At 71.7% G+C, this 10,379-nt stretch carries 9 protein-coding genes and 1 pseudogene; 3 read left to right on the forward strand and 7 right to left on the reverse strand.

Annotation, left to right across the window (positions count from 1 at the left end):
• Positions 1 to 362: 362 nt before the first annotated feature.
• The gene (locus WMF31_RS37285; protein WP_436606662.1) at positions 363 to 887 is read right to left on the reverse strand and encodes a hypothetical protein; all 525 of its coding nucleotides are present in this window, start codon (positions 885 to 887) and stop codon (positions 363 to 365) included.
• Positions 888 to 995: 108 nt separating this feature from the next.
• Positions 996 to 1,349 carry a hypothetical protein gene (locus tag WMF31_RS37290; RefSeq protein ID WP_436606663.1) on the reverse strand — a complete coding sequence of 118 codons (354 nt, stop codon included), beginning with the start codon at positions 1,347 to 1,349 and terminating at the stop codon, positions 996 to 998.
• A 962-nt stretch (positions 1,350 to 2,311) separates the two neighbouring features.
• Here WMF31_RS37290 and WMF31_RS37295 point away from each other — a divergent pair.
• A complete protein-coding gene (locus tag WMF31_RS37295; protein ID WP_436606664.1) occupies positions 2,312 to 3,022 on the forward strand; it encodes a nucleoside recognition domain-containing protein in 711 nt (236 codons plus the stop codon).
• Between the two features lie 109 nt (positions 3,023 to 3,131).
• Here WMF31_RS37295 and WMF31_RS37300 read toward each other — a convergent pair whose 3' ends face one another.
• The 4 genes from WMF31_RS37300 to WMF31_RS37315 all read right to left on the reverse strand — a co-directional run bounded on the left by WMF31_RS37300 (position 3,132) and on the right by WMF31_RS37315 (position 7,128).
• On the reverse strand, positions 3,132 to 4,547 hold the full coding sequence (locus WMF31_RS37300; RefSeq protein WP_436606665.1) for a sugar porter family MFS transporter: 1,416 nt from the start codon (positions 4,545 to 4,547) through the stop codon (positions 3,132 to 3,134).
• 52 nt (positions 4,548 to 4,599) lie between these two features.
• Positions 4,600 to 5,949, reverse strand: a complete 1,350-nt coding sequence (locus WMF31_RS37305; protein ID WP_436606666.1) for a phosphoribosyltransferase family protein — start codon at positions 5,947 to 5,949, stop codon at positions 4,600 to 4,602.
• A 52-nt stretch (positions 5,950 to 6,001) separates the two neighbouring features.
• Entirely contained in the window at positions 6,002 to 6,457 is a 456-nt protein-coding gene (locus WMF31_RS37310; protein WP_436606667.1) for a CBS domain-containing protein, read from the reverse strand.
• 167 nt (positions 6,458 to 6,624) lie between these two features.
• Positions 6,625 to 7,128, reverse strand: coding sequence for a ferritin-like domain-containing protein (locus WMF31_RS37315; RefSeq protein ID WP_436606668.1), 504 nt, complete (start codon positions 7,126 to 7,128; stop codon positions 6,625 to 6,627).
• Positions 7,129 to 7,396: 268 nt separating this feature from the next.
• On the opposite strand from WMF31_RS37315, the pseudogene WMF31_RS37320 reads away from it, so the two are divergent.
• Together WMF31_RS37320 and WMF31_RS37325 are read left to right on the forward strand one after the other, a co-directional pair.
• Positions 7,397 to 8,019: pseudogene (locus WMF31_RS37320) on the forward strand (PEP/pyruvate-binding domain-containing protein); the annotation flags it as partial.
• A 3-nt stretch (positions 8,020 to 8,022) separates the two neighbouring features.
• A complete protein-coding gene (locus WMF31_RS37325) occupies positions 8,023 to 9,696 on the forward strand; it encodes a putative PEP-binding protein (RefSeq protein WP_436607579.1) in 1,674 nt (557 codons plus the stop codon).
• Between the two features lie 22 nt (positions 9,697 to 9,718).
• Here WMF31_RS37325 and WMF31_RS37330 read toward each other — a convergent pair whose 3' ends face one another.
• Positions 9,719 to 10,339: a pyruvoyl-dependent arginine decarboxylase gene (locus WMF31_RS37330; protein ID WP_436606669.1), complete on the reverse strand. Its 621-nt coding sequence runs from the start codon at positions 10,337 to 10,339 to the stop codon at positions 9,719 to 9,721.
• Between the last annotated feature and the right edge of the window lie 40 nt (positions 10,340 to 10,379).

The following is a 10,379-nucleotide window of genomic DNA, read 5'->3' on the forward strand; positions in this document are numbered from 1 at the left end:
GGAATTCGCTGCGCGGGGTGGGGTGGTGAGGGAGTCCGGGGTGCTCACGTCCGGGACTTACGTTCCGGCGAGCCCCTCTTGTGGCTCGCCGGAACGCAAGCCCCTCCGGAGAACACCCCAAGTGCCCCACCACCTCGTCGTCCGCGAGCTTGATGAGGCTCATCGCCCGAGAAGTCGAGGCTCGCCGGAAGCCTCATCGCCCTCTCGCCATCCACGACATCGGGCACGGCTCCGGTCGTACTGACTCACCAGGACGGCACAAGAGCGCTGGCGCGAGCGGGACGACCTGGCCCCGAGATCAGCTTATAGCGCGAGCGCAGCCGTACTGGGCGCGCGCCTTGCGCTCAATGGGTGAGACGCCGTCAATCCTTGACAACCTTTACACCAGCCAAGAAGGAGTTTGTACCGACGCTTGCACTGTAGAACATATACAGATAAGACGTGGGATTGTCATGCCACGGTTCAAGACCGTTCACATCGAGCCAGTCGTAGCGAAACGTGAGCTGCTGCGTGCTGCTCGCTGACGCGTTGGCGGGAACAGACACCGAAACACCACACGAGATATAATTTACATCCGGGATCGACTGAAATAACGCACACGCTTTCGCAAATGGCCGAAAGCCGGCACCAGGAGGATGATTACCGAAGTAGGTATTAACCTGCACCTCGTGCACTTCGCCCGCCTCGAAGCCTTCAGAGGTCACATGGGGACAAACGATGCCGCCGCCAGTCGGGATCCCCGCGGCCTGCGCCTCAACCACGTCTCCCACAGTCGTACAAGTGTGGCGAGGATATCTTCTGATCTTGGTGTAGGCATTACTGTAAGCCCCCGACGCTACGATGAATCCGCCCAGGAAAGAGGCAATCAAAAAAGGACTGATTTTCATAGAACCTTTCATTTAGCGTCTCAAACACGCACAAATAACCACCTGCGGCGGCGCACCATGCGATGCCGCAGGCCACCAACAGCCACGATAATTCACAACGAAGGCAAGCTATGTACAATCATGAAATATGACGGAGTTCGTCACACCGACCGCTACACCATCTGGTTTCTTAAGCATGACGTCGACGGCACAATTGACGGAGTACTCGGCATGCGCAACATCGGCAAACCGCTGGACAGCCTCCTGATGCGTCGCCCATTGAAGCTGAGCTACGCACCGTCGATCCTTGCACTGGACGTCTTCCAGGTTGAAGCCGAGCTTCCCGGAGAGCGCGCCCAGGTCGGTCCGCAGCGAGTTGGAGGCCTGCGGTGCCCAGGTAGGATCCACCGACGCCAGCTCGAACTCCTGGAGAGCTGTCGCGAATTTTTCTTGTACCCGAAGAGCCTCGGCCTGTTCATCCACGGCATGATACGTGGACCCCTCTTGTGGCTGGGGCGCTTGCTGCTCTCGGAGCGCTGCGAGCTCCTCCTCCAGGCGAGCGATCCGCGAGTTCGTCAGGGCTTCATCGGTCCGAGGTCGAGCCCTGCGACTCGGCTCCTTCGTCGGCTCTCGAGCCACGTTCGCCCCCGGATCCATCGAGGGATCAGGGGAGCTCGGAAACCCATGCTTGCCGGCCATCACAGCAGCAGCGATGCCCGCTGCCGCCCCAAACAACGCAACCGATGTCATTCGCAACCACGACATTACATCCCTCAAGATGCCCGCAGGCGCTGCTGATCCACGTCGCGGGGGCTGTTCCCCGGCGGCGGCTCTGCCGGCGCGGGCCGTGCGACAGGCCTCGACCGCTCACCCACCTGCACAGCCAGGAGAGTGATCCGTGCTCCTGTCCCATCCACCTTTAGCCGCACGGCGCAGCCTTCTCGACGTCTGGACGCGAGGTGCGTGAGACGCGACGAAGCACGGCTGTCGGTGCCGGGAACGACTCATGAAAGCAGAGATGCGTCGCAGCAATGCAGCCGCTCAGCTTCAACCTCCCAGTCCTGGATGATTCTTATCTCGCCTCCGCCATACCGAAGACCCCTCCGGTCGCGCGGCCCCCTCCGCAATTTTCAGGCCACCACCGGTGAACGTACTCTCTCCATCGCCCAGGCAAGAAATCGTGGGGAGGAAGAAATCCGCCCAGCGTGACATGGCACGGTTCAGGTGTGCCATATCACGGATCAGGCGATTTGTGCAATGGATCATGCGCGACATGTACGATTTCCGGACTTGATGGCCGTGACTTGTTCCGGCTCCGCAATGCCCCTGCTCGGAGGCGGTCCTGGCGCGCATCTCTTCCGGCCCATGTGCCGGTGCCCCCCTTCTCCCTCTCGACCCGAGCGCCGCGACGCTGAGCCCGACCGGCGTGGCCTCCCCCCCGCGAGGTGCGCAACGCTGCAGCGGCCGGCCCGCTCGCGAAGGTGCGCACCGGGGAGCAGATGCCGGCGTACCGCAGCCCCGAGCCGCGCGTCGTCGCCCGCCAGGCCGCCCAGGTGGCGTGGCGGTTCACGCGCGAGGTCGGCACCGTGATCCTGGCCGTCTCGGCCGTGCTGTGGGTGCTCTTGCAGGTCCCCATGCCGGGCGCCGCGACGCCGGAGCCGCCGGCCGCCGCCGCCGAGGCGCCGGCCGCCGCCGCCGAGGCGCCGGCCGCCGCCGCCGAGGTCACGGAGACCCCCATCGAGTCGAGCATCGCCGGCAGCGTGGGGCGCGCGCTCGAGCCCATCACCGCGCCGCTCGGCTTCGACTGGCGCATCAACGTCGGCCTCATCGGGTCGTTCGGCGCGCGCGAGGTCATGGTCGGTACGCTGGGCGTCATCTTCGGCATCGAGGACGCGGACGAGACGTCCGCTCCGCTCGCCGAGCGGATCCGCGAGGCGAAGCGCCCGGACGGGACGCGCGCGTACTCGGCCCGCACCGGGCTCGCGCTGCTCGCGTTCTTCGTCCTGGCCTGCCAGTGCATGAGCACCGTGGCGGCGATCCGCCGCGAGACGAGGACGTGGCGCTGGCCGGCGTTCGTGCTCGCCTACAGCTACGCGGCCGCGTACGTCGCGGCGCTCGTCGTCTACCAGGGGAGCCGGCTGCTCGGGATCCCCTGAGCCGCCGCGCCGCGGCGGGCGCCCGCACGCGCAGGGGCAGCCCGGCAGGCCTCGCCGGGCGCCCGCCCCCTCCCTCGCTCGATGCCCAGCGCCGTGGTCCGGCAGGCGCTCACATCTCCTCCAGCTCCTTGCCCTTCGTCTCGGGGATGAACGCGACGACGAACGCCAGCGAGGCCACCGCGGCGATCGTGTAGAGCCCGTAGGCCGTGCCCAGGCCGGCCTGCTTCAGCGCGGGGAACGTCGCGCTCACGAGGAAGTTCGCCAGCCACTGCGCGGCGGCCGCGATCGAGAGGGCGAGGGCGCGAATGCGGTTGTTGAACATCTCCCCGAGCAGCACCCACGTCACCGGTCCCCACGACGCCCCGAAGCAGAAGACATAGAGGTTCGCCGCGAGCAGCGCGACAGGGCCCTCCGCGCCCCTCAGGACGGGGTTGCCCGCGGCGTCCACGCCCGCCGTGCCGAACACGGTCGCCATGGCGCCGAGCGTCAGCGCCATGCCGATGGATCCCGCGATGAGCAGCGGCCGGCGCCCGACCCGGTCGACGGTCGCGATGGCGACCAGGGTGGTCACGATGTTCGTGACGCCGGTGATCACCGTGATGGTGAGCGAGCTCCGCTCCGAGAACCCCACCGCCTGCCAGAGGACGGTGGAGTAATAGAAGATGACGTTGATGCCCACGAGCTGCTGGAACATCGAGAGGGCGACGCCGATCCACACGATGGGCAAGAGCCCACGGCGCCCCCGGAGGTCCGCGAGCCGGGGCCGGCGCTCCGACGAGAGCGTCCTCTGGATGTCGAGGAGCTTGGCCCGGGCCGCAGAGCCGACGAGCCCGCGGAGCACGACGAGCGCCTCGTCCGCGCGCCCTCGCGCGACGAGGTAGCGCGGGGACTCGGGGATGACGAGCGCGCCGATCCCGTAGAGGAGCGCCGGCGGGATCGCGCTCCAGAACATCCAGCGAAAGGCGGCGGCGCCGAGCCAGAACGGGCTCGCCGCCGAGCCCGCGGCGGTCGCGATCGCGTAATCGTTGAGCAGGGCGGCGAAGATGCCGATGACGATCGCGAGCTGCTGGAGCGAGCCGAGGCGGCCGCGCAGGTGCGCCGGCGCGATCTCCGCGATGTACGCCGGCGCGACCACGCTGGCCGCCCCGATGGCCACGCCGCCGAGCAACCGCCACGCGCTGAAATCCCAGGACGAGACCGCCGCCCCCGAGCCCGCCGCGCTGACCACGAACAGCACCGACGTGATGAGCATGGTCCGCGTCCGACCGTGACGGTCGGCCAGCCGGCCCGCGAGCACCGCGCCCGCGGCCGCGCCGAGGAGCGCCGACGACACGGCGAGGCCGACCGTGGTTGCGCGCGCCGTGAACACGGTCTCCAGCGCGCCGACGGCGCCGTTGATCACGGCGGTGTCAAACCCGAACAGGAACCCGCCCAGCGCCGCGACGGACGCGAGGAGCGCGACCCGCGTCGTGGGGGTGTGTGCCTCGCCGAGTCCGACCCCCCGCTGCGCCACGGGCTCTCCCATGCTTCCCGTGAAACCACGAAGCGTGCCGGACCGCGCTGGCCCCGCGCGGTCGTCAGGCGCTCGCCTCCAGCGCCCGGGGCGAGAGGTAGCGGACGAACCACGCGCTGGCCGCGCGAGCGACCTCGTCCAGCGTCCCCGGCTCCTCGAACAGGTGCGTCGCGCCCTCCACGACCACGAGCTCCCGCGGCCCGCGCAGGCGCTCGTACGCCCGCCGGTTCAGCGCGAGCACCTCGGTGTCCTCGCCGCCGACGAGGAGCAACGTGGGCGCGACGACCTCCTCGAGGTGCGCGCCGGCGAGGTCGGGGCGCCCGCCCCGCGACACCACGGCGCCCGCGAGATCCGGGCGCTGCGCCGCGGCGATCAGCGCGGCCGCGGCGCCGGTGCTCGCGCCGAAGTAGCCGAGCCGCAGCGCGCTCGTCTCCGGCAGCTCGCGCGTCGCGAGCGCCGCGCCGAGCACCCGGCCCGCGAGGAGCTCGACGTCGAAGCGGAGGTGGCCTGTCCGATCGTCCACCGCCTCCTCCTCCGCGGTGAGCAGATCGAGGAGCAGCGTCGCGATCCCGGCGTCCTGCAGCGCCCCGGCGACGAACCGGTTGCGCGGGCTATGCCGGCTGCTGCCGCTGCCGTGGGCGAACAGGACGAGGCCCTTCGCCCCGGCGGGGATCGTCAGGGTGCCCGCGAGGCGCGCGTCGTCGATCTCGATCTCGACGGCGAGCTCCTCTCCCGGCGAGATCGCCGGCTGCTCTGCCTCGCTGTCCGCGCCGGCGTCGCCGCCGCGCGCCCGGTCGAGCAGCGCGATCACGTCCTCGTCCGTGGTCTGGGTGAAGTCCTGATAGTAGGCGCCGATCGCGAAGAGGTACGGATCCGCCTCGAGACACACGATCTCGTCCACCTCGGGGCGCAGGGCGGCGAGCGCCCTCGGCGACGCGACCGGGACCGCGAGGATCAGGCGCTTCGGCCTGCGCCGGCGGACCGCCCGGAGCACGGCGTGCACGGTGCCGCCGGTCGCGATGCCGTCGTCGACGACGATCGCGGTGCGCCCCTCGAGCTCGGGCGGCGGCCGGCCGCGCCGGAAGCGCTGCACGCGCGCCTCGACCTCGGCCGCCTTGCGGCCCACCATCTCCTCGATCTGCTCCGGAGAGGCGCCGACCTCCGCCAGCACGTCGTCGTTGAGGAACACGTCGCCCCCCTCCGAGATGGCGCCCATGCCCAGCTCCTCGTGCCCCGGCGCGCCGATCTTGCGCACCACCCAGATGTCGAGCGGCGCCTTGAGCGCCCGCGCGACCTCGTAAGCGACCGGAACCCCTCCGCGCGGGAGCCCGAGGACGACGGGCGCCTCGTCGCGGTAGCGCCTCAGCGCGAAGGCCAGGCGGCGCCCTGCGTCAACGCGATCTCGAAACATCATGAAGCTCCTCCCTCGGCCGCCGGCGACCTCCCTCGCCCCCTGGCCGCGGCCCTCAGATCCTCCTCTGCACCTCCCGCCGCTGCTGCCTCGTCACGAGCGCGGTCAGCTCCGAGAGCTGGTCCGACAGGACCTCGAGGAGATCGTCGAAGGCGATGATTCCCTGGAGCACCCCCTCGTCATCCACCACCGGCACGCGCCGGATGCCCTCGGCGCGCATTTTCTTGAGGAGGTCGAGGAGGTCCTCGTCCTCTCGCGCCGTGACCAGCGGATCCGTCGCGACCTCGGCGACCTGGAGCGAATCCAGGTACGGGCTGGCGGTCGCCAGCACGGAGACCACGATGTCGCGATCGGTGATGATGCCGGTGGGTATGGCCTTGCCGGCGGACTCCTCGACGATGACCAGGCTGCCGACGTGATGCTCCCGCATGCGGCGGGCGGCCTCGAGCACCGGATCGGCCTTGCCGATGGTGACGACGCGCCGATTGCAGATCTCCCCTACCGTGGTCACGGCTCCCTCCGTGGGAGGTCCATGGTGCCGGCGGCGGCCGCGAGAAGCCCATGCCGGAGCGCCGTGCGAGGGGCGGCCCCATCGGGCGGCCCTCGTGGTCCTGTCGCGCTCGGCCTCGGCCGGCTCCGCTCCTCGCGCGCCCGCGTTCGCCTCGATCGGCGCACGGCTCACCGCCGCGCGACGCACCTCCGGAATGCCGGCACGTGATGCTCCAGCGAGGCGCGGCGGTTGTACTCGAACGCCGCGCGCACGTCGTCCGGCAGCGCTCGCTCGAGATAGCGATCGTAGAGCGCGATGTTCTCGAGCTCGTCTTCGAGCGCCGCCGCGCAAGCCTCTCGCACGGAGCCGTACGCCGGAACGTTCTCGGGGCTGAAGCGGCTCGCCGGCACGGGGAGGCCGCGGGCCCTGTACAGCGCGGCGATCGCGGCCGAGTGCCGCTGTTCGGCCCACACGATGTTGGAGAAGGGGCGTATCTCGCCGAAATCGTGGAGCACGCGACGGTAGATGACCTCTGCCTCGTATTCATCTTGGATCATGGTGTCCAGCGCGTCCTTCACCGCTGGATCGACGTCGACCGCGCGCTCGGCGCGAGCGGTCGACGCGGCGCCGAGCGCCGCAGACACGCTCGACGCGACGAGCAACGGCAACAACACAGCGTACTTCCAGGTCATGGCGAGTCCTCCCTGTTCCGGCTCTTGCCGGGAGGGCGGCGCGCGAGCGATCACCGCCCTGCGCCGCCAGCGCCGACGGCGCGGGGAGGCGCGGGTCTGGGCTCCCCTCCCGGAGTGCAGCGGCTCCATAGGAAACCCCGCGCGCGGATGCCCATCGGACCGAGCCGCCATGCAGCGTCGGGGCCGCGCCGGACGTCCGCGCGAGCGCGCTGAGGCGGCGTCCCGCAGAGCGCCCCGCGGTGAGGGCGCCGGGTCCGGATGTTGCTCCATGTTGCCCCGAAGCGCGCGTGCCGCCCGACGCGGCAGCGCCGAGCGGAGTCCGCTCGAAGCTCGATCTCGACGAGGAGACACGGTGGCCGCGCACGTCGTCTGGTTCGATTCGCTGTCCCGCACGGACGTCGCGTCCGCCGGCGGAAAGGGCGCCAACCTCGGAGAGCTCACGCGGGCCGGCCTGCCCGTGCCGCCGGGCTTCGTCATCACCGCCGACGCGTACCTCGCCGCGATGGAGGCCGCGGGGTGCGCGAGCAGCTCGTCGAGCGCTTCGCCGGGGCCGATCCCGAAGGCCCGGGCGGGCTCCGCGCGACGTGCGCCGCGCTCCAGCGCCTCGTCCGGACGGCGCCGCTCGGGGCCGAGCTCCAGGCGGAGATCGCGGGCGCCTACCGGGAGCTCGGGCCTCAGGCCGTCGTGGCCGTCCGGTCGTCCGCCACCTCGGAGGACTCGGCCTCGACCTCGTTCGCCGGCATGCACGAGACGTACACCGACGTGACCGGCGAGCAGGCGCTGCTCGATCGCGTGCGCGACTGCTGGGCCTCGGCCTGCGGCGAGCGCGTGGTCAGCTACCGCAAATCCCAGCGCCTCACCGAGGAGCCCGCCCTCGCGGTCGTCGTCCAGCGCATGGTCGGCGCCGAGCGGTCCGGCGTGATCTTCACCGCGGATCCCGCCACGAAGGACACCTCGCGCCCCGCATCGAGGCGGCGTTCGGCCTCGGCGAGGTCGTGGTCGGCGGGCAGGTCGAGCCGGACACGTCCACGGTCGCGAAGCGCGGGCCGCGGCCCCTGGAGGCGCGCGTCGGCCACAAGGCGTCCAAGCGGGTGCGCGCGCCGGACGGCGGGGAGCGGCGCGTCGACCTGCCGGAGGCTGCGCGGCGGCGAGGTCCTCGTGGCGCCCATGACGTCGCCCGACTGGGTGCCGGCCATCCGCCGCGCGGCGGCCCTCGTGACGGACAGCGGCGGGATGACCTGCCACGCGGCGATCGTCAGCCGCGAGCTCCGCATCCCCTGCGTCGTGGGCACGCGCGCCGCCACGCGGATCCTGCGCGACGGCGAGGTCGTCACGGTCGACGGCGCGCACGGCAAGATCCTCGAGGGGTCCCGGGCCGCGGCGGAAGCGCCCGCGGCCGCCGCAGGAGCGCCCGCCGCCGTCGCGGAGGCGCCCGCGGCCGCCGCGAGGGCTTCCGACGCCGCGGCGGAGGCGCCCGCGGCCGCCGCGAGGGCTTCCGACGCCGCGGCGGAGGCGCCCGCGGTCGCCGCGAGGGCTTCCGACGCCGCGGCGGAGGCGCCCGCGGTCGCCGCGGGCGCCTCCGACGCCGCGCGGGCCGCGCCCGCGGCGAGCGCCGGGCCGCCGGTCGCGCCCGCGCCGGGCGGCGCGGGGGCGGCTTCGCCGGCGGTCCTCGGCACGCGCCTCTACGTGAACCTGGCGATCGCCGACCGCGCCGAGGAGGTGGCCGCGCTGCCCGTGGACGGCGTGGGGCTGCTCCGGGCCGAGTTCATGCTGCTCGACGCGCTCGGCGGCGCGCACCCGAAGGCCCTGATCGCGTCCGGCGGCCGCGGCGAGCTCCTGGAGCGGATGTCGGCCTCGCTGCGGCGCATCACCCGCGCGTTCCAGCCCCGCCCGGTCATCTACCGGACGTACGATTTCCGCACCAACGAGTTCCGCGGGCTCAAGGGGGGCGAGCCGTTCGAGCCCGCCGAGGACAACCCGATGATCGGGTACCGCGGCTGCTACCGGTACGTCCGCGAGCCGGAGCTGTTCGCGCTCGAGATCGAGGTGCTGGCCCGCGTCCGCGAGGAGACGCCGAACCTGCACGTCATGATCCCGTTCGTCCGCACGCGCTGGGAGCTCGCGGCGTGCCTGGAGCGCATCGACCGGAGCCCGCTCGGCCGCCAGCGCGGGCTGCGCCGGTGGGTCATGGCCGAGGTGCCGTCCGTCGCGTTCTGGATCCCGGAGTACGCGCGCATGGGCGTCGACGGCGTGTCGATCGGCTCGAACGATCGGACGCAGCTCGTGCTCGGGGTGGACCGCGACTCCGCGGTGTGCGCCGAGCTGTTCGACGAGTCGGACGCGGCGGTGCTCGACGCCATCGGGCGGATCATCGGCGCGTGCCGGGCGGCCGGGATCACCTCGTCGCTCTGCGGCCAGGCGCCGTCGAACCGCCCCGAGTTCGCCGAGCACCTCGTGCGGCTCGGCATCACCTCCATCTCGGTGAACCCGGACGCCGAGCCCGCGGCCCGCCGGGTCATCGCGGCGGCCGAGCGGCGCCTCCTGCTCGAGGCGGCGCGGCGGCCGTGACGGCGGCGGCGCGCAGCGCCCGCTACCCGCCCTTCCGGCGCCGCGCCGCCCCCGCGGCGCGCAGCGCCTCGCGCTGCGGCTCGGTCAGCTCGGGGAGAGCATAGGTGAGCCAGCACAGCGCCGCGATGGCGGTGCCGTACCGGTTCTGCACCTCGCGCGACGCGATCGCGGGCTCGTCGAACTCGAGGTCGACCTCCGCCGCGTCGTAGCGGCGCAGCGCGATGCCCTCCAGCTCGTGACGGAGAGCGCGCGCCACCGTGGCAGGATCGTCGTGACCCTTGTACTCCGCCGCGAAGCCGCCGACGCGGGCGCCCGTCCGCCGCTCGCGGACGTGAACGCGGCCCAGCCCCGCCGTGACGGTCTCGCCGGCTCTCCCGTTCATGGAGGCCATGATCACCTCCATCACCGCACCGTGGCGGAAATGGGGTCTCGCGGCCTCGAGGGGGATCTCGTACGACTCCGGCGGGATGACCGAGCTGCACAGGACGATGTTGAAGTTCTCGATCCCGGCCATCGCCAGGGCCAGATCGAACGCCCCGGTCTCCCACGGGTCGAGCCCGCCGCCGTGATCGGTGTCGCCGTATCCCGAGGTGACGAAATAGGCCAGCGGCACGCGGGTGAGGTAATTCGGTTCCTGTCGCATCGACGCCCGCCTCCGGGACATCCGGGTTCCGCGCGGCACG

Source organism: Sorangium sp. So ce1036 (assembly GCF_051369805.1).
GTDB lineage: Bacteria > Myxococcota_A > Polyangia > Polyangiales > Polyangiaceae > Sorangium > Sorangium cellulosum_F.

Bases quoted from the DNA above. Each gene is read 5' to 3' on its own strand.
- WMF31_RS37300 (WP_436606665.1), bottom strand. From the start codon at position 4,547: ATGGGAGAGCCCGTGGCGCAGCGGGGGGTCGGACTCGGCGAGGCACAC.
- WMF31_RS37305 (WP_436606666.1), bottom strand. From the start codon at position 5,949: ATGATGTTTCGAGATCGCGTTGACGCAGGGCGCCGCCTGGCCTTCGCG.
- WMF31_RS37285 (WP_436606662.1), bottom strand. From the start codon at position 887: ATGAAAATCAGTCCTTTTTTGATTGCCTCTTTCCTGGGCGGATTCATC.
- WMF31_RS37315 (WP_436606668.1), bottom strand. From the start codon at position 7,128: ATGACCTGGAAGTACGCTGTGTTGTTGCCGTTGCTCGTCGCGTCGAGC.
- WMF31_RS37325 (WP_436607579.1), top strand. From the start codon at position 8,023: ATGGTCGGCGCCGAGCGGTCCGGCGTGATCTTCACCGCGGATCCCGCC.
- WMF31_RS37330 (WP_436606669.1), bottom strand. From the start codon at position 10,339: ATGCGACAGGAACCGAATTACCTCACCCGCGTGCCGCTGGCCTATTTC.